Below are 25,121 nucleotides of genomic sequence, written 5' to 3'. Positions count from 1 at the left end.
GCCACGGGCGGTCCGAGCGAGGCAACAAGAAGGAGTCTAGGCGGCAACCGCGATTTGGTCGGTTGGATCGTGAAAATGCGGCTTGGCTTGTTCTTGTTGGCTCGCTTGCTGATCACACGGCAAGCACTGTGCCAGCAGTCTGCAAACCGCTACTGTCAGGGGGCGGTGGGCACTGAAGGGAGGTGATGAGGGAACTTAATGGCGGGTTTCCGCCGGCTTGCTGCCTGCGTGAGGCGGAAATCCGCCAGGCTGGCGCCAGATCATTCATCAGGTAGAAATGAAAAGCCCTGTCGCACTGCGACAGGGCTCGGTATCGCGGTGGCTGATCGGTTACAGGAAGATGAACTTCGCCACGAAGATGGCGCAGAGCGCATACAGGCTTACCGACACATCCTTGTACTTGCCGGTGAAGGCCTTCATTACGACGTAGGTCACGAAGCCCAACGCGATGCCGTCGGCGACCGAGAAGGTCAGCGGCATCATGATCACGGTGACGATGGCCGGAATGGTCTCGGTGTGTTCCTTCCAGTCGATGTGGGCCATGCCGCCCATCATCAGCATCGCAACATAGATCAGTGCGCCGGCAGTGGCGTAGGCGGGGATCATGCCGGCCAGCGGGGCGAAGAACATGGCGGCGATGAACAGGATGCCCACGGTTACGGCAGTCAGACCGGTGCGACCGCCAGCGGCCACGCCGGCAGCACTCTCAACGTAGCTGGTGACCGGCGGTACGCCGAGCACGCCGCCGAACACGCTGGAGGCGCTGTCTGCCTTCATGGCCTTGGACAGGTTCTCGATGCGGCCGTCTTCCTGTACCAGGTTGGCACGCTGGGCCACGCCCATCAGGGTGCCGGCGGTGTCGAACATGTGCACGAAGAGGAAGGCGAGAATCACGCTGACCATCGTCACGTCGAACGCGCCGGTGATGTCCATGGCCATGAAGGTCGGGGCCAGGCTCGGGGGCATGGAGAACACGCCGCCGAACTTGACGATCCCCAGACCCACGCCGACCAGGGTGACGGTGAGGATGCTGATCAGGATGCCGCCGAAGATACGGCGGTATTCCAGCACGGCGATCATCAGGAAGCAGATGGCGGCCAGCAGCGGACCGGGGGAGGTCAGGTCACCGATATGCACCAGGGTGGCCGGATGGGCAACCACGATACCGGCGGTCTTCAGGCCGATGAGCCCGAGGAACAGGCCGACACCCGCGCCCATGGCGAACCTCAGACTGCTTGGGATGCTGTTGAGCAGCCATTCGCGGATGCGCGAGAAGGTGAGGATCATGAACAGCACGCCGGAGAGGAACACCGCGCCAAGCGCGATCTGCCAGCTGTAGCCCATGGTGTTGACCACGGTGTAGGTAAAGAAGGCGTTCAGGCCCATGCCCGGGGCGAGACCCACCGGCCAGTTGGCGTAAAGACCCATGAGGAGGCAGCCGAAGGCTGCGGCAAGGCAGGTAGCAACGAAGGCCGCGCCATGATCGATCCCGGCATCGGCCATGATGTTCGGGTTGACGAAAATGATGTAGGCCATGGTGATGAAGGTGGTCAGGCCTGCAGCCAGTTCGGTTTTCACGGTGGTGCCGTGAAGGCTGAGCTTGAAGAGACGTTCAAGCAGGCCATTGGAGGGCGGTGTTGCGGCGTACGTTCCTTGTTCTTGTTGTTTGATGCTTTCCACAGCGTGGTACTCCTCATCTCTTTTGTTTTGTTCACCCAGAGCCTGGAGTGGGCTCCGGACTGACTGAGGCGGATGGCGTGAGTGGTGCACTCCCCTTAATACTTGACCGCAGGGTCAGGAAGTCACGGCGCGATTATGCCTTTGTATACAAAAAAAACAAATAATGTTTTCAATGTTCGAAAAATCATACTAATTCGTTAAAGCTGACCGAAAGGGCGGATTTTGCTGCGACAATTCGCGATCTGATAAATAAGGAAAACGTTTAAAAACAAATAGTTAGAAAGGGTGGCTTGTGCGGGAGCAGGAAAGGGAAGGAAGCGCCAAAGTACGGAATGGCACTGGTGCAATCGCGCTTATGACAAAAAAATGTAGGGGAATCTGTCTTTTTGTCGCCTTAGCCTTCGTCGACCTGAGCCATTCCAGAAGTACCGGAAAAACCTGTGCAACTGGTCAGGAACGAGGCTTGAGCTGCGTCGAAACTGTTCAAGGCTGGATGATTGTGTACAATATCACTCGCTTTTTCCCTGATTTCCCTCGCTGACACACCTGCTCAGCCCGGCGGAGAGGGGCAAAAAGGGCCCTGGAAGACCGCCGAATCCCTTTGACGCGAGCCCCCATGAACGAACAGTTGCAGCCACTCAAGAAGCAGCCGCGCACCGCCAAAAGCACCCGCAGCGGCACGCAGGACGATGTTGTCTATGCGCATATTTTCGATGCCATTCTCGAGCAGCGCCTCGCGCCCGGTACCAAGCTGAGCGAGGAGGCCCTGGGCGAGATCTTCGGCGTAAGCCGCACCATCATCCGTCGCGCACTGTCGCGCCTCGCCCATGAAGGCGTTGTGATGTTGCGGCCGAATCGCGGTGCAGTCGTCGCCAGTCCGAGCGTCGAGGAAGCCCGCCAGATTTTCTACGCCCGCCGCCTGGTGGAGCGAGCCATTACCGAGCTCGCGGTTGAACATGCCACGGCCGAGCAGTTGCAGGAGCTGCGGCAGATGGTCAACGAGGAGCAGGCCTGCTTCTCTCGTGGCGACCGTGGTGCTGGCATCCGTCTTTCCGGTGAGTTCCACCTGAAGCTGGCCGAGGCGGCGAAGAACGCTCCGCTGGTGAGTTTTCAGCGCAGTCTGGTGTCCCAGACGTCGCTCATCATTGCCCAGTACGAGAGCGGTAGCCGCTCCCACTGTTCCTTCGATGAACACAATCGTCTGATCGACGCCATCGAGTCGCGCGACGCTGAGCGCGCCGTGATGCTGATGATGCATCACATGGATCACATCGATGACAAGTTGAATCTGGACGAAGGCGGCGCTTCTGATGACCTGCACGCAGTGTTCTCGCACCTGCTGCAGACCAAGAAGAAGCCGGGCCGCAATACGCCTCGCAGCGCCTGAGCCAGCCTGACGATTGAGCCCCGCACATGCGGGGCTTTCTGCTCTCTGTTAGGAGCGCAAAGAAAACCCCGCCGAAGCGGGGTTCTTTTCATCATGCGAGCATTAGCTGCGTTGATGCACGCTGCGGCCGGCGGCGAAGGTTTCCTTCACGGTACGGTCGTCGCCGAGGATGGTCAGGGCGAATAGCTTTTCCTCGAGGCTGCGAGCTTGCTGCAGGCGGTAATCCATCAGCGGGGTGGCTTTGTAGTCAAGGACCACGAAGTCAGCGTCCTTGCCGCTCTGGAAGTTGCCGATCCGGTCATCCAGGTAGAGCGAGCGGGCGCCGCCGAGGGTGGCCAGGTACAGGGACTTGAACGGGTCGAGCTTCTTGCCCTGCAATTGCATGACCTTGTAGGCCTCGTTCAGCGACTGCAGCTGGGAGAAGCTGGTGCCGGCGCCGACATCGGTGCCCAGGCCCACGCGCACGCCGTACTCTTCCAGTTTCTGCAGGTCGAACAGGCCGCTGCCGAGGAACAGGTTGGAGGTGGGGCAGAACGCTACCGCCGAACCCGTTTCCGCGAGGCGTTTGCACTCGTCATCGCACAGGTGCACGCCGTGGGCGAATACCGAGCGCTCGCCGATCAGCTTGAAGTGGTCATAGACGTCCAGGTAGCCCTTGCGCTCCGGGAACAGCTCCTTCACCCACTCGATTTCCTTGCGGTTCTCGGACAGGTGGGTGTGCATGTACAGGCCCGGGTACTCGGCATATAGCTTGCCGGCCAGCTCCAGCTGTTCCGGGGTGCTGGTGGGGGCGAAGCGCGGGGTGACCGCATAGTGCAGGCGACCCTTGCCGTGCCAGCGCTCGATCAATTCCTTGCTGTCGGCATAGCCGGATTCGGCGGTGTCGGTCAGGTAGTCCGGGGCGTTGCGGTCCATCAGCACCTTGCCTGCGATCATCCGCAGGTTGAGCGCTTGCGCGGCTTCGAAGAAGGCGTCCACCGACTCTTTGTGCACAGTGCCGAACACCAGGGCAGTGGTGGTGCCGTTGCGCAGCAGTTCCTTGATGAAGATGCCAGCAACGTCAGCAGCGTGGGCCTTGTCGGCAAACTGCTTTTCGGTGGGGAAGGTGTAGGTGTTCAGCCAGTCCAGCAGTTGTTCGCCGTAGGAGGCGATCATGCCGGTCTGCGGGAAGTGGATGTGCGTGTCGATGAAGCCGGGGGTGATCAGGGCATCGCGATACTCGTGCACTTCGACGCTGGCATCCAGGCCTGGCAGCAGGGACTTGGCTTCGCCCAGGGCCTTGACGCGACCGTCCTCCACCACCAGCAGGCCGTCGTCGAAATACTGGTAGGACTGCTCGACGCCCACCAGGGCAGGGTCGGCGATGCTGTGCAGGATGGCGGAGCGGTAGGCGGTTACGTGGCTGGTCATGTCAGTCTCGTTCGTTAGCATTACGATTCTTGCGTCCTCGCCCAAGGGGAGGGGCCGAAGTGGGGGGCGCCCTGTCACGCGGCTCCCCCCACCCGGCACTACGCGTCATCCACTTCCCAAGGAAGAGGAAAAAACTCAGGCCTGTTCGCGGCGGGAGGAAGGAATCAGCTTGGCGACTGTCTCGCCCTTTTTCACTTCCTGGCCGAAGTTGACGTTGTAGGTGGCGACGACTTCACCAGCGATGGAGATGGCGATCTCGATCGGCAGCTTGCCTTTGACGTCCTGGATGCCCATCGGGCAGCGCATGCGCTGGACGGTGTCGGCGGCGAAGCCACGCTCGCGCAGACGATGTTCGAACTTGACGCGCTTGGTCTTCGAGCCGATCAGGCCGAAGTAGGCGAAGTCGTTGCGCTTGAGGATTTCGGCGGTCAGTTCCAGGTCGAGCTGGTGATTGTGGGTCATGACGATGAAGTAGCTGCCCTTGGGCATCTCAGCGATCTCGTCGATCACGTCTTCGTTGACCACTTTCTCCACGCCGGCCGGAATGTGCTCCGGGAACTCATTTTCCCGCGAGTCGATCCAGCGCACCTTGCAGGGCAGGCTGGCGAGCAGCGGAACCAGCGCACGGCCGACGTGGCCAGCGCCGAACACGGCGATGTGTGCCTGGGGCTGGCCCATGGGTTCGAACAGCAACACGGTGGCGCCGCCGCAGCACTGGCCGAGGCTGGCGCCAAGGCTGAAGCGCTCCAGGCGGGTGTCCTGGCTGCGATTTTCGAGCATCTCGCGGGCGATCTCCATCGCTTTGAATTCGAGATGACCGCCACCGATGGTCTCGAAGATACGCTCGGCAGTGACAACCATCTTGGAGCCGGCATTGCGCGGGGTCGAGCCGCGCTCCTCGATGATGGTCACCAGCACGCAGGGTTCACTGCGTTGCTGCAGGTCGGCGAGGGCGCTGATCCAACTCATTTGCTCAGTCTCCAGCTACGCAGTGGCCTGGTGGTCCGCGACAGCCGCCAGTCGTCCTTGGGACGCACCGGGGCCGGCAGTGTTTCCAGCAGCACGGGATCGTTTTCCGGCTGCGTCGTCTTCGTTCGATCGGTGGATGTTGTCATTGTTCTGCACCGTTTTATTTATGTAGGAGCCAGCTTGCTGGCGAATCGCTATCGCCAGCAAGCTGGCTCCTACGGGTTACGCAGGCTCGGTCTCCGCCTGAGCGGCGGCCTGGGCCGGCTGCTGCAGCTTCCTCATCTGCTCGACGCCCCAGAGCACGCGCTCAGGGGTGGCTGGCGCGTCGATCTGCGGCTGCGCCTTGTAGTCCCCGAGGCTCGCCACGGCATCCTTGATGGCGCACCAGACGGCAATGCCGAGCATGAAGGGCGGTTCGCCCACGGCTTTGGAGTGGAACACCGTCTGCTCGGGGTTCTTGCGGTTTTCCACCAGCTTCACTCGCAGATCGATCGGCATATCGGCGATGGCCGGGATCTTGTAGCTGGCCGGGCCGTTGGTCATCAGCTTGCCCTTGGCGTTCCAGACCAGCTCTTCCATGGTCAGCCAGCCCATACCCTGGACGAAGGCACCTTCGACCTGGCCGATGTCGATGGCCGGATTCAGCGAGGCACCCACGTCATGCAGGATGTCGGTACGCAGCATCTTGTACTCGCCGGTCAGCGTGTCCACGAGGACTTCGGCGCAGGCTGCACCGTAGGCGAAGTAGTAGAAGGGGCGGCCGGAGGCCTTGTCGCGGTCGTAGAAGATCTTCGGCGTGCGGTAGAAACCGGTGCTGGAGAGTGAGATCTGGTTGAAGTAGGCGAGCTGAATCATTTCCTCGAAGGAAAGGTAGCGGTCGCGCACACGCACCTGCTCGTTCTTGAACTCCACATCCTCGGTCGTGACCTTGAAGTGATTGGCGAGGAACTCCACCAGCCGCCCCTTGATGGTTTCGGCCGCGTTCTGTGCGGCCTTGCCGTTCAGGTCCGTACCACTGGATGCCGCGGTCGGCGAGGTGTTGGGCACCTTGTCGGTGTTGGTTGCGGTGATCTGGATGCGCGAGATGTCGACCTGGAAGACTTCGGCCACGACCTGGGCGACCTTGGTGTTCAGGCCCTGGCCCATCTCGGTACCGCCATGGTTCAGGTGAATGCTGCCGTCGGTGTAGACGTGCACCAGCGCGCCGGCCTGGTTGAGGAAGGTGGCGGTAAAGCTGATGCCGAATTTCACCGGGGTCATCGCCAGGCCTTTCTTCAGCACGGGGCTCTTGGCGTTGAAGGCACGGATTTCTTCGCGGCGCTTGGCGTACTCGCTGCTGGCCTCCAGCTCTTCGGTCATCTCGGCGAGCATGTTGTGCTCGACGGTCTGGTAGTAGTGGGTGACGTTGCGCTCGTCCTTGCCGTAGTAGTTCAGCTTGCGAACTTCCAGCGGGTCCTTGCCGAGGCTGCGGGCAATGGCGTCCATGATCTCTTCGATCGCGACCATGCCCTGCGGGCCACCGAAACCACGGTAGGCGGTGTTCGAGGCAGTGTTGGTCTTGCAGCGGTGACCATTGATCGTGGCGTTTTCGAGGAAGTAGGCGTTGTCCGAGTGGAACATCGCGCGGTCGACGATGGAGCCAGACAGATCAGGCGAGTAGCCGCAGTTGCCGGCCAGTTCCAACTCGATGCCGGTGAGCAGGCCGTTGTCGTCGAAGCCCACGTCGTACTCGACGTAGAAGGGGTGGCGCTTGCCGGTGATCGACATGTCTTCCATGCGCGGCAGGCGCATCTTGGTCGGGCGCCGCGTCAGGTGCGCGATCACGGCGCACAGGCAGGCCGGGCCGGCGGCCTGGGTTTCCTTGCCGCCGAAGCCGCCGCCCATGCGGCGCATGTCGATGACGATCTTGTTCATCGGCACGCCCAGCACTTCGCCGACCAACTTCTGGACTTCTGTGGCGTTCTGGGTGGAGGTGTAGACGATCATGCCGCCGTCTTCGGTAGGCATGACGGAGGAGATCTGGGTCTCCAGATAGAAGTGTTCCTGGCCGCCGATGTGCAAGGAACCTTGCAGGCGGTTCTTCGCATTGGCCAGTGCAGTGGTCGAGTCCCCGCGCTTGTGCTGGTGGCTGTCGAGCACGAAATGCTTCTTGCGCAGGGCGTCGACAACGTCCAGCACGGGCTCCAGGTCCTCGAACTCGACAATGGCTGCCATGGCGGCCTTGCGCGCGGTCTCCAGGCTGTCGGCACCGACGGCCAGTATCACCTGGCCGACATACTCGACCTTGCCGTCTGCCAGCAGCGGGTCACCGGCGACCACCGGGCCGATGTCCAACTGGCCGGGCACGTCCTTGGCGGTGATGGCAATCGCCACGCCCGGGAACTGGTAGCAGGGCGTGGTATCGATTCGGGTGATGCGCGCGTGGGCGCGGTCGCTCATACGTGCGTAGACGTGGAGCTGATTGGGGAACTCCAGACGGTCATCCACGTACACGGCTTCGCCGGTCACATGTTTCGGCGCGCTCTCGTGTTTGACGCTGCGGCCGACGCCGGTGGTGATATCGGCACGGAACAGTTCCGCCAGTTCTTCCTGGGTTTTGTGATGGTGATTGTTAGACATACGCGGTCACCCGGGTTTCGACTTCTGGGGATTGCAGTTCGAGGAAGAACTTGCGCAACAGGTTCTGCGCGGTCAGCAGGCGGTACTCCTTGCTGGCGCGGAAGTCCGAGAGCGGGGTGAAATCCTTGGCGAGGGCCTCGCAGGCGCGCTCGACAGTGCCTGGGTACCAGGAGGCGCCGATCAGGGCCTGTTCACAGGCGCTTGCGCGCTTGGGAATGCCGGCCATACCGCCGAAGGCGACTCGGGCCTTGCGTACCACACCGTTCTCGATCACCAGGTTGAAGGCAGCACAGACAGCGGAGATGTCGTCGTCCAGGCGCTTGGACACCTTGTAGGCGCGGAACGCCTGGTTCTTGCGGGCGCGGGGCACGCGCACCTTTTCGATGAACTCGGAATCCTGGCGGGCAGTGACCTTGTAGTCGAGGAAGTATTCGTCCAGCGGCAGGATGCGGGTCTGGTTGCCTTTGCGCAGAACGATTTCGGCGCCCAGGGCGATCAGCAGCGGCGGGGCGTCGCCAATGGGCGAGGCGTTTCCGATGTTGCCACCCAGGGTGCCCTGGTTGCGGATCTGCAGGGAGGCGAAGCGGTGCAGCAGCTCGCCGAAGTCAGGGTACTCGCGGGACAGGGTTTCGTAGCAGTCGGACAGCGGAGTGGCTGCGCCGATCTCGATGAAGTCGCCGTTCTCCTCGATGCGCTTCATGGCGTCGATGTGGCCGACGTAGATCATCACCGGCAGCTCACGGTGGAACTGGGTGACTTCCAGCGCCAGGTCGGTGCCACCAGCCAGCAGGCGGGCCTGCGGGTTGGAGACGTAGAAGTCGGCCAGGTCTGCCACGGTCAGCGGCACCAGGCAGCGCTTGTCGCCGCTGTTCAACTCGGCGGTTTCGCGCGGGGCGATGGCCTTCAGCTGGGCGACGGTCTGCGCTTCGGCATTATCGAATTGGTCCGGCTGCTTCTGGCAGCAGGCCTGCTCGGCGGCGTCGATGATCGGGCGATAGCCGGTGCAGCGGCACAGGTTGCCGGCCAGGGCTTCCATGGTCTGCGCCTTGTCGAAGCCGTTGCTGTTCTTTTGCAGCGCGAACAGCGACATGACGAATCCGGGGGTGCAGAAGCCGCACTGGGAACCGTGGCAATCAACCATGGCCTGTTGCACGGAGTGCAGTTGGCCCTGGTGCTTGAGGTCTTCCACGGTGATCAGTTGCTTGCCGTGCAGCGAGGACACGAATGTCAGGCAGGAGTTGAGGGTGCGATAGCGGACGCGGTCCCCGTCCAGCTCGCCGACAACCACGGTGCAGGCACCGCAATCGCCCGAGGCACAGCCTTCTTTGGTACCGGGTTTGCCGACATGCTCACGCAGGTAGTTGAGCACCGTGACATTGGGATCGAGGGCTTGCTCGGTGCGCAGCTCCCGATTGAGTAAAAACTGGATCAAGGACGACCTCCAGGCACTTTATTGTTTTTACGAGGGCTCGTATGGGGGCAAATTTAGAGGCGTCTGACTTTTGGGTCAATAAATATTTGACTCAAAAGTCAGGAAATCTTCATCTCTTTCGGTTATTAGCCCGCCGTACCGGCTCTGTCTCAAGGTTCAAGCGCAATTCGTATTACCAGTAATTGTAGGGGCGAATTCATGCGCCAACGCCTGCGAAGCGGCCCCGACAGGTCCCAGGGCAGGCCTTTGGCCTGCTTGGCGAATGAATTCGCTATATCTGCGTTAGCTGTTGCGAGAAATTCCCCATCCGGCCAAGAGCCTTGTTAGGAGCTGGCTTGCCAGCGAAACGGGGCCATTCGCTGGCAAGCCAGCTTCTACGGGCGATACAGCTGCCTGCACACGCAATGCCGACATAGCCAATGAATTCGCCCCTACACGAGCTGCCTCATGCCTTGTGGTAGACTTCGCCGCCTGCCAGCGTCCTGCGGCAGAGTCGGACATTTCCCCTTTTTGCTCTTGCGTCCACTGCCTGTACCCGTAGTACTGTCAGCGCCGGAGCTTTGGCTTGGAAAGCTCCGACACAGCGCACAATGTTCCCCAGTTCAAAGGAAAACCATGACGTTCAAGGCACCGGACAGCCTCTCCGAGCAGATTGCCCGCCATTTGGCCGAACGCATCATTCGCGGCGAGCTGAAAGAGCGTGAGCGTATCCAGGAACAGAAAGTCACCCAGGCCATGAATGTCAGCCGGGGTTCAGTGCGCGAGGCGCTACTGATCCTCGAGCGTCGCCACCTGATCACCATCCTGCCGCGCCGTGGTGCCCAGGTGTCTGAGCTGACGCAGCAGCATGTACGCAGCCTCTATACCCTCGTGATGGAGCTCTACATCTTGTTGGGTTACGCCGTTGCCGAGCGTTGGCGCGTTGAGGAAGATCTCGCGCCATTTCGAGCTATTCAGCAGCGCCTGGCAGAAGCGCGCGAGCGTGAAGACATCCTGGCGTTTGTCGACTCCAGCTTCGCCATCATGCAGGCGGCCTATCCGTTCGCTGATAACCCTTACCTGCAGCAGACCCTGGACAACCTGCAGCCGGCCATCGCGCGTACCTACTACATCGCCCTGGAGCGCCGCCGTGGCCAGATGAGCCAGTTCGGTGCGGTTTTCGACGACCTGTTGATGGCCGTGGTCGGTCGCGACCAGGCGAAGATTCGCGAAGTACTGCTGGGCTACGGCAAACAGAACTGCGAGCTGGTGCTCGCGGCCCTGGCCGAGCGTTGAGCGGAGCGCGCCGATGCGGCTGAAGTGCATCAAGCTGGCCGGGTTCAAGTCCTTCGTGGACCCGACCACCGTCAGCTTTCCCAGCAATATGGCGGCCGTGGTCGGTCCCAATGGTTGCGGAAAGTCGAACATCATCGACGCCGTTCGTTGGGTAATGGGTGAGAGTTCGGCGAAGAACCTTCGCGGTGAGTCGATGACGGACGTCATCTTCAACGGCTCCAACACCCGCAAACCGGTGGCTCAGGCCAGCATCGAGCTGATCTTCGACAACTCCGACAACAGCCTGGTAGGCGAATACGCCGCCTTCGCCGAGATTTCCATTCGCCGTCGTGTCAGCCGCGACGGCCAGAACACTTACTTCCTCAACGGCACCAAGTGCCGCCGTCGCGACATCACCGATATCTTCCTCGGCACCGGCCTGGGGCCGCGCAGCTACTCGATCATCGAGCAGGGGATGATCTCCAAACTGATCGAGGCCAAGCCCGAGGACCTGCGCAACTTCATCGAAGAAGCGGCCGGCATTTCCAAGTACAAGGAACGCCGCCGCGAGACCGAGAGCCGCATCCGCCGCACCCAGGAAAACCTGGCGCGCCTGACTGACCTGCGTGAGGAACTGGAGCGCCAGCTGGAGCGCCTTCATCGCCAGGCCCAGTCCGCCGAGAAGTACCAGGAGTACAAGGCCGAGGAGCGTCAGCTCAAGGCCCAGCTCGCCGCCCTGAAATGGCGGGCGTTGAACGACCAGGTCGGCCAGCGCGAGGCAGTGATCGGCAACCAGGAAGTCAGCTTCGAGGCCCTGGTGGCCGAACAGCGCAACGCCGACGCGAGCATCGAGCGTCTGCGTGACGGGCATCATGAACTGTCCGAACGCTTCAATCTGGTGCAGGGCCGCTTCTACTCCGTGGGTGGCGATATCGCCCGCGTGGAGCAGAGCATCCAGCACGGCCAGCAGCGCCTGCGTCAGCTGCAGGACGACCTGCGCGAAGCCGAGCGCGCGCGCCAGGAAACTGAGTCCCACCTGGGCCACGACCGCACCTTGCTCGCCACGCTGAGCGAAGAGCTGGACACGCTTGGCCCTGAACAGGAAATGAGCGCTGCCGCTGCGGAGGAAGCCTCCGCCCAGTTGGAGGAAGCCGAAACGGGCATGCACGCCTGGCAGGAACAGTGGGATGGTTTTAACCAGCGCAGCGCTGAGCCGCGTCGCCAGGCTGAGGTGCAGCAGTCGCGTATTCAGCAGCTGGAGCAGAGCCTGGAGCGCCTGCTGGAGCGCGAGCGCCGCCTGAGCGATGAGCGTGCTCAACTGGCCGCTGATCCGGAAGATGCGGCAGTGCTGGAGCTGAGCGAGGAGCTCGCGTTAGGCGAAATGCGCCTGGAAGAACTCCAAGTCGCCGAACAAGGCCTGGCGGAACGCCTGGACGAGCTGCGTGAAGAGTTGCAGCAGGCCAACCAGGCCCAGCAGCAAGCCCAGGGCGAGCTGCAGCGCCTGAATGGACGCATCGTTTCGCTGGAAGCCCTGCAACAGGCCGCACTTAACCCTGGCAAAGGCGCTGCCGAATGGCTTCGTGAACAGCAGCTGTCCGAACGTCCGCGTTTGGCCGAAGGCCTTCGGGTGGAGCAGGGCTGGGAGCTGGCGGTGGAAACCGTGCTCGGCGCCGATCTGCAGGCCGTGTTGCTGGAGGAATTCACCGGACTCGATCTATCCGGCTTCAGCCAAGGCGAGCTACGCCTGGCCAGCGCCGGCAGGGGCGGGGTGCGAGCCCCCGGCAGTCTGTTGGAGAAGGTTGAGGCGCCCATTGATCTGGCGCCCTGGCTGGCCAAGGTCCTGCCGGTGGAGAACCTGGATCAGGCCTTGGCCCAGCGCGGCACGCTCGGCGAGGGCGAAAGCCTGATCAGCCGTGACGGTTACTGGGTCGGTCGCAACTTCCTGCGGGTTCGCCGCGCCAGTGAAGCGGAGAGCGGCCTGCTTGCCCGCGGCCAGGAGCTGGAACGTCTGCATGCCGAACGCGAGGAGCGCGAAGCCGCCCTGGAGCAGCTGGAAGAACGCCTGCACCAGCTGCGCGACAGCCAGCGCCAGCAGGAGGAGTCCCGCGAGCAGCAGCGCCGTCTGTTGCAGGAAGAGTCGCGCGGCCTGGGCGAACTGAAGGCTCGCCTGTCCGCCCAGCAGGCGAAAGTGGAGCAACTGACCTTGCGCCGTCGTCGCCTGGAAGACGAAGTCCGGGAGTTGGACGAGCAGCGCGCCCTGGAGCTCGAGCAGTTGGGCGAGGCGCGCCTGACCCTGCAGGACGCCCTGGACGCAATGGCCAGCGACACCGAGCAGCGCGAGAAACTGCTCGCCGAGCGCGACAGCCTGCGCGAGCGTCTCGACCGGATTCGCCAGGAGGCTCGCCAGCACAAGGATCATGCCCATCAACTGGCGGTACGCGTCGGCTCGCTGCGAGCGCAGCATGATTCGACGCGTCAGGCCCTGGAACGCCTGTCGTTGCAATTCGAACGCCTCAACGAGCGCCGCGAACAGCTCAGCCTGAACCTGGAGGAGGGCGCTGCGCCGTTGGAGGAGCTGCGCCTGAAGCTGGAGGAATTGCTGGACAAGCGCCTGGGCGTAGAGGAAGAGCTCAAGCTGGCAAGGTTGGCCCTTGAGGATGCCGATCGTGAGCTGCGCGACGCCGAAAAACGCCGCACCCAGGCCGAGCAGCAGGCGCAATTGCTGCGTGGCCAACTGGAGCAACAGCGTCTGGAATGGCAGGCCCTCACGGTTCGTCGCAAGACGCTGCAGGATCAACTGCATGAAGACGGCTACGATCTGCACGGAGTGCTCGCCACGCTTCCGGCTGAAGCCAGCGAAAGTGCCTGGGAGGAGGAGCTCGAGCGACTGGCGGCGCGCATCCAGCGTCTCGGACCGATCAACCTCGCGGCCATCGACGAATACCAGCAGCAGTCCGAGCGCAAGCGCTATCTGGATGCGCAGAATGACGACCTGGTGGAAGCCCTGGAGACGCTGGAAAACGTCATCCGCAAGATCGACAAGGAAACCCGCAATCGCTTCAAGGAAACCTTCGACCAGATCAATGCCGGTCTGCAGGCGCTGTTCCCGAAAGTGTTCGGCGGTGGCCATGCTTATCTGGAACTGACAGGCGAAGACCTGCTGGACACCGGTGTGGCCATCATGGCGCGGCCGCCGGGTAAGAAGAACAGCACAATTCACCTGCTGTCCGGCGGTGAGAAGGCGCTTACCGCGCTGGCCCTGGTCTTTGCGATATTCCAGCTCAATCCGGCGCCATTCTGCATGCTGGACGAGGTGGATGCGCCGCTGGACGACGCCAACGTCGGCCGTTATGCGCGTCTGGTGAAGGAAATGTCCGAGAAGGTGCAGTTCATCTATATCACCCACAACAAGATCGCCATGGAAATGGCTGACCAGTTGATGGGCGTAACCATGCACGAGCCCGGATGCTCGCGCCTTGTGGCGGTGGATGTTGAGGAGGCGATGTCGATGGTTGAGGCCTAGTAGCCAGTCGAATGCGAACTCCAGATGGGTCTGGAGATCAAATTCGCGTTGGCATCGGAGTAAGCCTCTATCAGAGGTTTCTCTGCTGGGCTGGTCGTGCTAGCTTTATGCCCAATTTTGTCGCACGTGGAAAACGCCATTCAGAACATGGAGTTGGGTGCCACGTTTCAGGGGACGGGATGTCCTTTCTTCACCATTGTTTGCATTTTCACTAGGGGACACAGGACTACATGGATATCGGTCTGCGCGAGTGGCTGATTGTCATTGGCATCATCGTAATCGCCGGCATTCTGTTCGATGGCTGGCGCCGCATGAGTGGCGGCAAGGGGAAACTCAAATTCAGACTGGATCGCAGTTTTTCCAATGTCCCTGGCGATGATGACGATCCGAACCTGCTTGGCCCGGCGCGGGTCAAGGATCGCGCTCATCAGGAGCCGTCTCTGGACGAGGAAGACCTGCCTTCCCTGAGCGCCCGCGAGGCCGGCAAGCGTCGCGGCGAGCCGCAACAGGGCGACCTGAACCTCGACGAGCCGGTGCCGACCTTGCTCAACCCGGTTGATGAAGGGAAAAAGAACGGCAAGCCCCATCCGCAGCTGCAGACCCCGGAAGTTCCGGTTGAGGAAGTCCTGGTAATCAACGTCGTTGCACGCGACGAAGCTGGCTTCAAGGGACCGGCTCTGCTGCAGAACATCCTGGAAAGCGGTCTGCGCTTTGGCGCCATGGACATCTTCCATCGCCACGAAAGCATGGCCGGTAATGGCGAAGTGCTGTTTTCCATGGCCAACGGTGTCAAACCCGGCACCTTTGATCTGGACGACATCGACCACTTCAGTACCCGTGCCGTGAGTTTCTTCCTCGGTCTGCCGGGCCCGCGCCATCCGAAGCAGGCCTTCGACGTGATGGTTGCCGCCGCCCGCAAGCTGTCCCAGGAGCTGAACGGCGAGCTGAAGGATGATCAGCGCAGCGTGATGACTGCCCAGACCATCGAGCACTACCGCCAGCGCATCGTCGAATTCGAGCGCAAGCACCTGACCCATAAGCGCTGATTCAGCGCGCAGTCAACGAAAGAGCAGCCCCGGCTGCTCTTTTTGTTTCAAGAGAACGAGCCTGAACCATGATCGATGCCCAAACCGCTGCCGAACGCATCTACGCGCTGCGCGCCGAGCTGGATGCGCACAACTACCGTTACTACGTGCTGGATGAGCCCAGTGTGCCGGACGCCGAGTATGACCGCCTGTTTCGTGAGCTGCAGGTCCTGGAGGCTGAGCACCCTGAACTGGTGACCCCGGAATCGCCGACCCAGCGGGTCAGCGGTGCGGCCCTGTCGGCCTTCGGCGAGGTGCGCCACGAAGTGCCCATGCTCAGCTTGGGGAACGCCTTCGAGGAGCAGGATCTGCTGGACTTCGATCGACGGGTGCGCGAAGGGCTGGGTGAGTTGCTGCCAGGCGGCGACCTGTTCGGGAGTGGCCCGGAAGTGGAGTACACCTGTGAGCCCAAGCTGGACGGCCTGGCCGTAAGCCTGTTGTACGAGAACGGCTTGCTGGTGCGTGGGGCGACTCGCGGCGACGGCACCACGGGCGAGGACATCAGCAGCAACGTGCGCACCATCCGCAACGTGCCGCTGAAGCTGCAGGGCGAGGGTTGGCCCGCCGTGCTGGAGGTGCGGGGTGAAGTTTTCATGTCAAAGGCCGGCTTCGAGGCGCTCAACGCCCGCAACCTGGAACTTGGCACCAAGACCTTCGCCAACCCGCGAAACGCCGCCGCTGGGAGTCTGCGTCAGCTGGACTCGAAGATCACCGCCAGTCGCCCGCTCGAGTTCTGTACCTATGGTTTCGGTCGGGTGGAGGGCGAGCTGCCAGATAACCAGTTCGCCATACTCCAGGCGCTCAAGGGCTGGGGCCTGCCCATCAGTCGTGAGCTGAAACTGGTCACGGGTGCCCAGGGCTGCCTGGCCTATTACCGCGATATCGGCGAGCGCCGCGACAGTCTCGCCTACGAGATCGATGGCGTGGTCTACAAGCTCAACAACCTGGCCTGGCAGCGCGAGTTGGGCTTCCGCGCCCGAGAGCCGCGCTGGGCCCTGGCTCACAAATTCCCGGCCCGGGAAGAGCTCACCGAACTACTGGATGTGGAGTTCCAGGTCGGTCGTACGGGCGCCGTGACACCGGTCGCTCGCCTCAAGCCGGTGCAGGTGGCCGGCGTCACCGTTTCCAACGCCACGCTGCACAACATGGACGAAGTCGCGCGCCTGGACCTGAGGATCGGCGATACCGTGATCATCCGCCGGGCTGGCGACGTGATTCCGCAGGTGATGCAGGTGGTTCAGGATCGTCGCCCTCCCAATGCGCGACCCGTGCATGTTCCTCAGCAATGCCCGGTATGTGGCTCCGCGGTCGAGCGTACCCAACTGGTCAAGCGCGCCAAGGGCAAGGAAACCACCAGTGAAGGCTCGATCTATCGCTGCGTCGGTCGTCTGGCCTGCGGTGCCCAGTTGAAGCAGGCGATCATCCATTTTGCCTCGCGCCGCGCCCTGGATATCGAAGGCCTGGGCGACAAAATCGTCGAGCAGTTGGTGGACGCCGGGCTGGTCGCCTCGCCGGCTGATCTGTACACCCTCAAGTACGAACAGGTGATAGAGCTGGAAGGCTTCGCTGACCTCTCCACCCGCAACCTGCTGGGCGCGATTGCCGACAGCCGCAAGCCCGCACTGGCGCGTTTCGTCTACGCACTGGGTATCCCGGACGTGGGGGAGGAAACCGCCAAACTGTTGGCGCGCGCCCTGGGTTCTCTGGAGCGCATTCAGCGGGCACTGCCTGACGTGCTCACCTACCTGCCTGACGTGGGGTTGGAGGTAGCCCACGAAATCCACGCGTTCTTCGCCGATGCTCATAACGAGAAGGTGATCGGCGACTTGATGGCGCGCGGCATCGAGTTGCAGGAGGAGGGTGATCTGAGTCCGGAATTTGCCGCGTGCGCAACCTTCGCCGGCTTCATCGACAAGCTCAACATTTCAGGTATCGCGACCACAGGTGCGAAAAACCTGGCTGAAAAGACTGGCAACCTGGATGGACTGATTGCCCTTAGTCGCGACTGGCTGGACCTGAGTGTGATGAAAGGCCTGAACGAAAAGGCCAAACAGGCCCTGCGCGAATTCTTCGTGGCGGAGGAGAGCGTTCAGCGTGCCCGCGCAATCGAAGCGCAGCTGCGCGACTTTGGCATGCACTGGGAAAGCGAGAAGAAGACCGTGGATGGGCTGCCGTTGGCGGGACAGACCTGGGTGCTGACCGGCACCCTGGAAGTCATGAGCCGGGACGTTGCCAAGGAAAAGCTGGAGGCGCTTGGGGCGAAAGTGGCGGGCTCGGTGTCGGCACGTACCCATTGCGTGGTGGCCGGACCCGGTGCTGGCTCCAAGTTGGCCAAGGCCAATGAGCTGGGCGTACGCGTGCTGGACGAGGAGCAGTTCCTCGCTGAACTGGCGCGGCTGGGCTGAGACCTAGGCGCCGATGCCCAGCGCCGTCTGGTCTGCTTCGGCGGAGGACGTGGCGGTCGCCGTGGCCGTGCGAACGCTCTGGCGGTATTCGCTGGGGCTGCAGCCGGCCAGTTGCTTGAAGGCGCGGGCGAAGTAAGACGGGTCCTTGAAGCCGGCCTCGTAGCCGATGCTGGTCACCGGCATCTGGCTGTTCTCCAGCAGGTGCTTGGCGAAGTCCATGCGCTTGCCAAGGATGTACTCCATGAAGCCGACGCCGTTGACCTCCTTGAACAGCCGACTGAAGCGGAAGGGCGTCATGCCGCATTGCTGGGCCAACTCCTTCTGGTCCACGCTTTCGCGGAAGTGCTGCTCGATGTAGGGCATCACCTTGCTCAGGGCTTTGTGCTTCTGGTTGCTGGTGGTCAGGCGAATGCTGCCCGGTAGTGGCGGGTTGCGTGCCAGCAGAGGCTTGCGGCCCAGGCTGGTGACGGCTCGGCGTACTTCGCAGAGTTGCTGCAGGCTTTCGAGGTAGCGATTCTGCTCCTCCACTGCCAAGGGCAGTACCACGAACTCCCAGACTCGCGCCCGCATTGCCCAGATCGCCAGCTCCTCCGAGTGCTGCACGGTGAACATGGTGATCGGGATGGAGGGGTGGGTGCGCTTGGTTTCCAGCAGCAGGTTGAGCCCGCTTGCATCGGGGCGGTCGAAATGCACGCAGATCATGTCGATCTGGCGCAGCTGTTCCTTTGTTACGCCGGCGCGGCCCTCTGCCAGCCGGCATTCGCAGCGTCCCCCGAATTGTGACATGAGTGCGGGCGTCGACCTGTCACGAGTCAGGTCGAGCCAGAGCAGCACTGGTTCTACGGCGGAGTTCGACTGCATGTTCTAACCCTGCGCCCAATTATTGTTGTTTCCCGAGCTGCAGTATTGTCACTGTGCCATTACGCCAAAGAACCAATCCCTATAAGCAGGCCCTGTTTCCTGCAACACCGTTCTACCCATAAGTGGGTGCCCCATTTTTCGCGGCTTCCGTACCCGCGCGACCGTTCGTCACCCGACCAGTTACCTGGCTGGAAGCCTCGCCCTTGCTGGGCTTGAGCTCATTGCCTCCCGCACTGCGGAAGCGTGCAAGAAAGTCCTAGCGATCCGCAAAAAACTCCTAACCCCCCACTTTTGGGGATGACTAGGGTGGACTCAGGCGGGGCGAGAACTACCCGCTGATCCTGTGGATACAACCTGAGTGAGGTGGGCGAAATGACTTTTGAAGCGATTAAACAATCGGTGGTGAAGTTCGTTAAGGATGAAGCCGGTCTTACAACCGTGGAGTATGCCGTGGCCGGTTCTTTGGTCGCCGGGGCGGTAATTATTGCCTTCACCGGCTTGGGAACTGCCGTAACGACCGAAGTCACCAGGCTTGCTACTTGTATTAGTGGCAACGGCACGACGGGCTGCTAGCACATCCATAGTTGGCGGGAGATGCAGCGATGTCCATGGAGCAGAAAATCCTTGCAGTTGTACTGCTCGGGCTGCTGGGCGTAGCGGTGGCGTGCGATCTTCGCCGCCACCGCATTCCCAACCTCCTGGTTCTCCTGGGCATCGCCCTGGGGCTGGCCGGCCAGAGCTATGCAGACGGGCTCGCCGGGCTAGGTAATGGAGGGCTGGGGCTGTCGATAGGTTTCGCCGCTTTTCTACCTCTGTATGCGGTGGGAGGAATGGCCGCCGGCGACGTCAAGCTGATGGCCATGGTCGGTGCGTTCCTCACTCCCTTTGCAGCGCTCTCGGCGGCGCTTAGCTGTCTGGTGGCTGGAGGGTTGTGCGGTCTGTTGATTGTCCTGGTCCGTGGTCAACTGCCGCAGACAGTGGCGCGCTACGGAGTGATGTTTCGGACGCGAGCCTATATCGCGCCAGCGGCGGACGAAGTAGCAGGCCAAGCATTTCCCTACTCGGTTGCGATCCTGCTCGGCACCTTGGCCAGTGGCCTGTGGTGGTTCGCCATTCTTCTGTAGCTGAGGGAGCCTAGTCATGTATGCCATCAGCGACAGCAATGCTTATCCCAGCGAGCGAGAGGCCGTACAGCGGCTTGCGCCGCAGCCGCGTACCATCCGCGAGACCGGCCTGGCGGACAATTTTCTCGGCGACCTGGTCTGCAAGCACCTGCATGATGCCGGCGTACTGGACATGGCGCGCCTGGTCGAGCGGCTGGCGCTGACCGGCGCCGTGCTGGAGGAGATTCTCGCGTTCCTGCGCAAGGATGGCCGCATCGAGGTGCTCGGCCAGACAGGTGGGCAGGCCCTGCGCTACGGGCTCACCGAGCGTGGTCGTGCGTCGGCGCGCGACGCCCTCTCGCGCAGCGGCTACCTGGGGGCGGCGCCCTTTCCGGTCAGCGCCTATCGTTCCCTGCTGAAGGTGCAAACCATCCACCACGGGCGCATCACCGCCCGCGACATGCACACCGCCTTCCATGGCGTGGTGCTTGCGGACAGCATGCTGGACCAGTTGGGCGTGGCGATGAATTCCGGGCGCGCCATCATGATTTATGGGCCCGCGGGTACCGGCAAGACCTATATCAGCAGTCGCCTGATCCGGCTCTTCGCCGAAGCCATCTGGGTCCCGTACGCGATTGTCGTGAACGAATCGGTGATCGAGATTTTCGACCCGCAGGTCCACCAGCGCCTGGATGAAGGCGAGCAGAACAAATTGCTGCTGGACCAGGGAATCGACCGCCGCCTGCTGTGCTGCAAACGCCCCATAGTGATCACCGGTGGCGAGCTCAGCATGGAGCAGCTGGATATCCGCTACGACCCCTTCTCCCGTCTCTACCAGGCCCCATTGCAGCTCAAGGCCAGCAACGGCCTGTTCATCATCGACGACATGGGTCGTCAGCGCATGGCGCCGGCCGAACTGCTCAATCGCTGGATCGTGCCCATGGAAGAGAAGCGCGACTTCCTCAACCTGGGCGGCGGGCGTCACTGCGAGCTGCCCTTCGACCTGATCCTGGTGTTCTCCACCAACCTCAATCCGCTGGAACTGGCTGACGAAGCCTTCCTTCGGCGCATTGGCTACAAGTTGCACTTCACCTACCTGCAGCCGGAGGAGTACGGACGCATCTGGCACCAGGAAACCGAGCGCCTGGGCATCGCCTTTGACCCGGTGTTGCTGCGCTATGTGCTGCAGGGGCTTTACGAGGATCAGGGGATGCCGCTGGTGCCTTGTCATCCCCGCGACCTGCTCGGCATGGCCCAGGATCGCCAGCGCTACCTGGGCGAATCGGGACCCCTGTCGCCCCGCGACCTGGAGTGGGCCTGGCACAACTATTTCGTCCAGCTCGAAAGCCTTGGATAAGGAGACGCCGACATGAGTGCTCGAACCTTCACCCTGATTGCCCTGTCGCTGATCCTCGGGTTGGGCGCCGCCTGGATGGCCAACAATTGGCTCAGCGCCCGGCTCAATGCCAGCCCCGACGACAATCTGCAATCCGTGGTGGTGGCCACGGTGGAGATTCCCTTCGGCCAGATGATCGAGGCGCAACAGGTCACCCTGGTGCGCATGCCAAAGGGCACGGTGCCAGACGATTCCTTCGATGCCACCGACAAGGTGGTGGGCAAGATCGCCACCTTCGCCATGCTGCGCGGCGACATCCTGCGGGAAGCGCGAGTGGCCGAGCACCTGGGCGGCAGCACCCTTGCTTCGCTCATCGAGTCGGACAAGCGCGCAGTCTCGGTGCGGGTGGACGATGTGGTGGGGGTGGGCGGCTTCCTGCTGCCGGGCAATCGCGTCGATGTGCTGGCCACCAAGAAGGTGGGTGGCAGCGGTACCGATTCCGAATCCAAGACCATCCTCGAAGACTTGCGGGTACTGGCGGTCGACCAGACCGCCAGTACCGATAAGACCCAGCCGGTGGTGGTACGTGCCGTGACCCTGGAGATGACGCCCAAGCAGGCTGAAATCCTGGTCAAGGCCATGAGCGAAGGCCGTCTGCAACTGGCCCTGCGCAATCCGCTGGACGATCAGAAGAAACCCGAACCAAAGGTCGCTGCTGTAGCGAAGCCGGCGACCCCAGCGCCCGCACCGGTCGCACCGAGGCCCATGGTGCGCCGCAGCAACGGCGAATACGGCGTGATCATCATCCGTGGCACCGAAGTGAAAGTAGCGAAGGCTCAGCTCTAGGTCATTCCTTTCGCCAGACGGCGCAAAGATGGCGCAGTCAGTGACCAGTCAGACGAGGAGAGTGTTATGCAAAGCATTCGGAAACTTGGATTCCTGGCGCTACTCCTGCTGGCCTGGACCCTGCAACCTGCACCCCTGGAAGCCGGGCAGCCGCCGGTGATGGCGTCGCCCATGGCGCTCGGCAACACCGGCCGCATCCAGGTGCCGATCTACAAGGCACGCATCCTCACCACCCGGGCGCCGGTCAAGCGCATTTCGGTGGGCAATCCCGAGGTGGCCGACCTGCTCATGACCAGCCCGAACCAGCTCTACCTCCTGGGTCGTTCCCTCGGCAGCACCAACGTGCTGCTCTGGGACAACAGCGATCGACTGATCGACAGCCTCGACCTGGATGTGGTGCATGACCTCGGCGGCGTGAAGGAAAAGTTGCACCAGCTCATGCCCAACGAGCGCATCGAGGTGTTCAGTTCCCAGGGCTCACTGGTTCTGCGTGGCCACGTCAGCAGTGCTGCAATGATGGATACCGCGATCAAGGTGGCCAAGAGCTATGCCGCCCAGACGGCCAGTGTGGTGCAGGGAGAAGGGGAGAGGGCTGAGGCCGCACCTACCCAGTCCCTGGAAGTGATCAACTTGCTCACCGTCGGCAGCAGCCAGCAGGTGATGCTGGAGGTCAAGGTGGCGGAAGTTCAGCGCAATCTGCTCAAGACTCTCGACGTACGCTTCAACGCCTTGCATATGGGCGGCAACTGGTCCACGGGGGGATTCAATAACGGCCAGGGCCTGGGCTTTGACAAGGATAGCTTCGTCAACCCGGCCACGCTGTTTGGCAATGGCAAGGGTTTCTTCGGCCAGTTCCTCTCGGACGACTTCCTTTTCAACGTGGTGCTCGAGGCGGCCAAGGACAACGGCTCGGCCAAGGTGTTGGCCGAGCCCACTTTGACCACCCTGAGCGGGCAACAGGCGGAATTCATCTCTGGTGGCGAGTTCCCGGTACCGATCACCGAAGATGACGGCATCACCATCGAGTTCAAGGAATTCGGGGTAGGTGTGAAGTTCCTTCCGGTGGTGCTGGATGAAGGGCGCATCAACCTGAATCTCAATGTCTCGGTCAGCGAATTGTCCAACGCCAACGCCCTGGCTCTGGATACCGGGCTGGAAAGCGTCCTGGGCGACGGCGTCACCCAGATCATTCCTTCGCTGACCAAGCGTAGCGCCGAGTCCACTGTCGAACTGGGCAATGGTCAGACCATCGCCATTGCCGGCCTGATCAGCGAGAACACCCGCGACTTCGTCAGCCGCTTCCCGGGCCTGGGCGACATTCCTGTCCTGGGGCACCTGTTCCGCAGTCAGTCCTTCCAGAACGGCGAAACCGAACTGGTAATCCTGGTCACGCCGCATCTCGCCAAGCCCGTGGATGCGAAGACCGTGCGCCTGCCCACCGAGAAGTTCGTCGAGCCAAGCGACCTGGACTTCTACCTGCTGGGCAAGACCAAGGGGCGCGAGCCGGGAAGGCCGGTGCCGGTCAGCCTCGGCGTCAGCGAAGGCCGTTTCGGCCACGATCTCAAGTAACCGGAGGCATGCCCATGAAACTGATCATTCCGCTCTGCCTGATGGCGCTGTCCTGCGGATGCGTCATGAGCTACGAGGAAGGTCGCGTCGGAACCCTGGGATACAGCGTTTACCAGACCACCTATCAGCAAATCGCCAACAAGGAGAGGGCGGCCAACCCCGGCACTGAGGTGTCATCTGTCGGCAGGGACGGCCAGGTAACCGAAAATGCCATGGATGCTTATCGGGGAGTGTCCGGCGACGGGAAACAGATCGGCCAGCCGATCGAGATCAATATCGACAACTGAGGGCCTGACCATGTCCCCGCGTATCCAAAAGTCGTTCTCTTCGCCGCCGAGGCGTCAACGGGGCGCGGTCCTGGTGCTGGTGGTCGTTGCCCTGCTAGCGATACTGGCCATGGCCGCACTGGCACTGGACGGCAGTCATATGCTGCTGAACAAGACCCGGCTGCAGAATGCGGTGGATGCGGCAGCCTTGAGCGGTGCCAAGACGCTCCAGCAAGTAATGGGGTCGGGCAACGCTTCGACCCTGACCAAGGAGGCGGCGCTTGCCACCCTCAGTCTGAACGCAGCGGCTTTGGGTAACGGCGAACTGGCCGAGGCCATGAGTGCCAACGCCGGGTTCGCGGTGGTGGAGTTGTCGAGCAGCGTATACGGACCCTTCGCCTTTCCGGGGCCGGCGAATGCGCGTTACGTGCGGGTATCCGTGCCGGACTATCCGCTGACCGGGTTCTTCTGGGGCATCCTCCAGGCCACAGGAGATGGTGACGCTCCGGAGAAGGCGGTGGCTGCCATTGCAACGGCTGGGCCCAGTCCCAGCAGTCCCTGTGATATCGCACCCCTGATGGTCTGCGGCGACCCAAACGCTTATGACCCCGATACCGGCCTCTTCTGGGGTTACCAATTCGGCGACGTCGAAGTTCTGAAAAGCGCTGCCGGTAATGCGCCGGCCATAGGCCCGGGCAACTTCCAGTTGATCCGCCTGGGCAATAACACCGGGGCGGCGGATATCCGCAATGCGCTGGCCGGCGGCATCGACCAGTGCAACACCGTTGGCAATGAGGTGGAAACCGAGCCCGGCAATTCCGTGGGGCCGGTAGCCCAGGGCTTGAACACCCGCTTCGGCGTCTACACCGGCCCCATGGGCAACAGTGCCTCGTCCTATCCACCGGACCTGGTGACCGGCTTCAGCAACCCGAAGATGACCTACAACGACAGCACTTCGCCGCCCCAGGTGGAATACCAGGGCCAGCCGGTCAACTCCAATGGCGGCGACCTGTCCACTGCCACCTCCGCCCTGCAGGACTACAACGATTGGGTGGAAAGCGTCGCCAACTGCCCCAGCGGTTGCCAGCCCAATGGCGTTTTCGAGCGGCGGATGATGAAGATAGTGGTGGGCAACTGCGACGGCGAGTCCGGTGGACAGACCACGGTGCCGGTGCTGGGCTTCGCCTGTTTCTTCCTGCTGCAGACGGTCGCCCAGCAGGGCAACGAGGCGCAGATCTTCGGACAGTTCATCGAGGAGTGCGAAGGCGACAACGTGGCCGGCCCGACCCCGACCGACGATGTTGGGCCGCAGATCATCCAGCTGTACAAGACCTATATCGACAACAGCCAGACACCCAGCAGCGATTCGTAGGAGG

18 protein-coding genes are annotated in these 25,121 nt (G+C 62.1%); 12 read left to right on the top strand and 6 right to left on the bottom strand.

Annotated elements, in window-relative coordinates:
- Window positions 1-330: 330 nt before the first annotated feature.
- The gene (locus AAHM40_RS18160) at window positions 331-1,680 is read right to left on the bottom strand and encodes an NCS2 family permease (RefSeq protein WP_342245886.1); all 1,350 of its coding nucleotides are present in this window, start codon (window positions 1,678-1,680) and stop codon (window positions 331-333) included.
- Window positions 1,681-2,296: 616 nt separating this feature from the next.
- On the opposite strand from AAHM40_RS18160, the gene AAHM40_RS18155 reads away from it, so the two are divergent.
- A complete protein-coding gene (locus AAHM40_RS18155; RefSeq protein WP_342245885.1) occupies window positions 2,297-3,067 on the top strand; it encodes a GntR family transcriptional regulator in 771 nt (256 codons plus the stop codon).
- Window positions 3,068-3,169: 102 nt separating this feature from the next.
- On the opposite strand, the gene guaD is transcribed toward AAHM40_RS18155, so the two are convergent.
- From guaD to xdhA, 4 genes are all read right to left on the bottom strand, one after another.
- Window positions 3,170-4,477: a guanine deaminase gene (gene guaD / locus AAHM40_RS18150; RefSeq protein ID WP_342245884.1), complete on the bottom strand. Its 1,308-nt coding sequence runs from the start codon at window positions 4,475-4,477 to the stop codon at window positions 3,170-3,172.
- Window positions 4,478-4,612: 135 nt separating this feature from the next.
- On the bottom strand, window positions 4,613-5,446 hold the full coding sequence (xdhC, locus tag AAHM40_RS18145) for a xanthine dehydrogenase accessory protein XdhC (protein WP_342245883.1): 834 nt from the start codon (window positions 5,444-5,446) through the stop codon (window positions 4,613-4,615).
- 222 nt (window positions 5,447-5,668) lie between these two features.
- Complete coding sequence (gene xdhB / locus AAHM40_RS18140; RefSeq protein WP_342245882.1) at window positions 5,669-8,065, bottom strand: xanthine dehydrogenase molybdopterin binding subunit; 2,397 nt, start codon at window positions 8,063-8,065, stop codon at window positions 5,669-5,671.
- Window positions 8,058-9,497: a xanthine dehydrogenase small subunit gene (gene xdhA / locus AAHM40_RS18135; RefSeq protein WP_280283555.1), complete on the bottom strand. Its 1,440-nt coding sequence runs from the start codon at window positions 9,495-9,497 to the stop codon at window positions 8,058-8,060. The genes xdhB and xdhA overlap by 8 nt, the downstream gene beginning before the upstream one ends.
- A gap of 615 nt (window positions 9,498-10,112) precedes the next feature.
- Between xdhA and AAHM40_RS18130 the strand changes: the two genes are divergently transcribed.
- The 4 genes from AAHM40_RS18130 (at window position 10,113) to ligA (ending at window position 17,764) form a co-directional block, all read left to right on the top strand.
- Window positions 10,113-10,772 carry a GntR family transcriptional regulator gene (locus AAHM40_RS18130; protein WP_342245881.1) on the top strand — a complete coding sequence of 220 codons (660 nt, stop codon included), beginning with the start codon at window positions 10,113-10,115 and terminating at the stop codon, window positions 10,770-10,772.
- A 13-nt stretch (window positions 10,773-10,785) separates the two neighbouring features.
- Window positions 10,786-14,274 (top strand): chromosome segregation protein SMC, encoded by a 3,489-nt coding sequence (smc, locus tag AAHM40_RS18125; protein WP_342245880.1) that lies wholly within the window; start codon window positions 10,786-10,788, stop codon window positions 14,272-14,274.
- Between the two features lie 230 nt (window positions 14,275-14,504).
- Window positions 14,505-15,320: a cell division protein ZipA gene (gene zipA / locus AAHM40_RS18120; protein WP_342245879.1), complete on the top strand. Its 816-nt coding sequence runs from the start codon at window positions 14,505-14,507 to the stop codon at window positions 15,318-15,320.
- 68 nt (window positions 15,321-15,388) lie between these two features.
- Window positions 15,389-17,764 carry an NAD-dependent DNA ligase LigA gene (ligA, locus tag AAHM40_RS18115; protein ID WP_342245878.1) on the top strand — a complete coding sequence of 792 codons (2,376 nt, stop codon included), beginning with the start codon at window positions 15,389-15,391 and terminating at the stop codon, window positions 17,762-17,764.
- Window positions 17,765-17,767: 3 nt separating this feature from the next.
- Here ligA and AAHM40_RS18110 read toward each other — a convergent pair whose 3' ends face one another.
- Window positions 17,768-18,625 (bottom strand): helix-turn-helix transcriptional regulator, encoded by an 858-nt coding sequence (locus tag AAHM40_RS18110; protein ID WP_342245877.1) that lies wholly within the window; start codon window positions 18,623-18,625, stop codon window positions 17,768-17,770.
- A 372-nt stretch (window positions 18,626-18,997) separates the two neighbouring features.
- On the opposite strand from AAHM40_RS18110, the gene AAHM40_RS18105 reads away from it, so the two are divergent.
- The 7 genes from AAHM40_RS18105 (at window position 18,998) to AAHM40_RS18075 (ending at window position 25,117) form a co-directional block, all read left to right on the top strand.
- The gene (locus tag AAHM40_RS18105) at window positions 18,998-19,198 is read left to right on the top strand and encodes a Flp family type IVb pilin (protein ID WP_342245876.1); all 201 of its coding nucleotides are present in this window, start codon (window positions 18,998-19,000) and stop codon (window positions 19,196-19,198) included.
- A 29-nt stretch (window positions 19,199-19,227) separates the two neighbouring features.
- The gene (locus AAHM40_RS18100) at window positions 19,228-19,749 is read left to right on the top strand and encodes an A24 family peptidase (RefSeq protein ID WP_342245875.1); all 522 of its coding nucleotides are present in this window, start codon (window positions 19,228-19,230) and stop codon (window positions 19,747-19,749) included.
- A gap of 16 nt (window positions 19,750-19,765) precedes the next feature.
- On the top strand, window positions 19,766-21,085 hold the full coding sequence (locus tag AAHM40_RS18095; RefSeq protein ID WP_342245874.1) for an AAA family ATPase: 1,320 nt from the start codon (window positions 19,766-19,768) through the stop codon (window positions 21,083-21,085).
- A gap of 12 nt (window positions 21,086-21,097) precedes the next feature.
- Complete coding sequence (gene cpaB, locus AAHM40_RS18090) at window positions 21,098-21,910, top strand: Flp pilus assembly protein CpaB (RefSeq protein WP_342245873.1); 813 nt, start codon at window positions 21,098-21,100, stop codon at window positions 21,908-21,910.
- 66 nt (window positions 21,911-21,976) lie between these two features.
- Complete coding sequence (locus AAHM40_RS18085) at window positions 21,977-23,479, top strand: type II and III secretion system protein family protein (RefSeq protein WP_342245872.1); 1,503 nt, start codon at window positions 21,977-21,979, stop codon at window positions 23,477-23,479.
- 14 nt (window positions 23,480-23,493) lie between these two features.
- Window positions 23,494-23,766, top strand: a complete 273-nt coding sequence (locus tag AAHM40_RS18080; protein ID WP_342245871.1) for a hypothetical protein — start codon at window positions 23,494-23,496, stop codon at window positions 23,764-23,766.
- A 10-nt stretch (window positions 23,767-23,776) separates the two neighbouring features.
- Window positions 23,777-25,117: a Tad domain-containing protein gene (locus AAHM40_RS18075; RefSeq protein ID WP_342245870.1), complete on the top strand. Its 1,341-nt coding sequence runs from the start codon at window positions 23,777-23,779 to the stop codon at window positions 25,115-25,117.
- The last annotated feature ends 4 nt before the right edge of the window (window positions 25,118-25,121 follow it).

Source organism: Pseudomonas sp. OTU5201 (genome assembly GCF_038440135.1).
GTDB classification, from domain to species: Bacteria; Pseudomonadota; Gammaproteobacteria; order Pseudomonadales; family Pseudomonadaceae; genus Metapseudomonas; species Metapseudomonas resinovorans.
The sequence above is the reverse complement of the archived record's forward strand: the minus strand, read 5'-3'. Positions and strand labels throughout refer to the sequence as shown.

Bases quoted from the DNA above. Each gene is read 5' to 3' on its own strand.
- AAHM40_RS18155 (WP_342245885.1), top strand. From the start codon at position 2,297: ATGAACGAACAGTTGCAGCCACTCAAGAAGCAGCCGCGCACCGCCAAA.
- guaD (WP_342245884.1), bottom strand. From the start codon at position 4,477: ATGACCAGCCACGTAACCGCCTACCGCTCCGCCATCCTGCACAGCATC.
- xdhC (WP_342245883.1), bottom strand. From the start codon at position 5,446: ATGAGTTGGATCAGCGCCCTCGCCGACCTGCAGCAACGCAGTGAACCC.
- xdhB (WP_342245882.1), bottom strand. From the start codon at position 8,065: ATGTCTAACAATCACCATCACAAAACCCAGGAAGAACTGGCGGAACTG.
- AAHM40_RS18130 (WP_342245881.1), top strand. From the start codon at position 10,113: ATGACGTTCAAGGCACCGGACAGCCTCTCCGAGCAGATTGCCCGCCAT.
- smc (WP_342245880.1), top strand. From the start codon at position 10,786: ATGCGGCTGAAGTGCATCAAGCTGGCCGGGTTCAAGTCCTTCGTGGAC.
- zipA (WP_342245879.1), top strand. From the start codon at position 14,505: ATGGATATCGGTCTGCGCGAGTGGCTGATTGTCATTGGCATCATCGTA.
- ligA (WP_342245878.1), top strand. From the start codon at position 15,389: ATGATCGATGCCCAAACCGCTGCCGAACGCATCTACGCGCTGCGCGCC.
- AAHM40_RS18110 (WP_342245877.1), bottom strand. From the start codon at position 18,625: ATGCAGTCGAACTCCGCCGTAGAACCAGTGCTGCTCTGGCTCGACCTG.
- AAHM40_RS18105 (WP_342245876.1), top strand. From the start codon at position 18,998: ATGACTTTTGAAGCGATTAAACAATCGGTGGTGAAGTTCGTTAAGGAT.
- AAHM40_RS18100 (WP_342245875.1), top strand. From the start codon at position 19,228: ATGTCCATGGAGCAGAAAATCCTTGCAGTTGTACTGCTCGGGCTGCTG.
- AAHM40_RS18095 (WP_342245874.1), top strand. From the start codon at position 19,766: ATGTATGCCATCAGCGACAGCAATGCTTATCCCAGCGAGCGAGAGGCC.
- cpaB (WP_342245873.1), top strand. From the start codon at position 21,098: ATGAGTGCTCGAACCTTCACCCTGATTGCCCTGTCGCTGATCCTCGGG.
- AAHM40_RS18085 (WP_342245872.1), top strand. From the start codon at position 21,977: ATGCAAAGCATTCGGAAACTTGGATTCCTGGCGCTACTCCTGCTGGCC.
- AAHM40_RS18080 (WP_342245871.1), top strand. From the start codon at position 23,494: ATGAAACTGATCATTCCGCTCTGCCTGATGGCGCTGTCCTGCGGATGC.
- AAHM40_RS18075 (WP_342245870.1), top strand. From the start codon at position 23,777: ATGTCCCCGCGTATCCAAAAGTCGTTCTCTTCGCCGCCGAGGCGTCAA.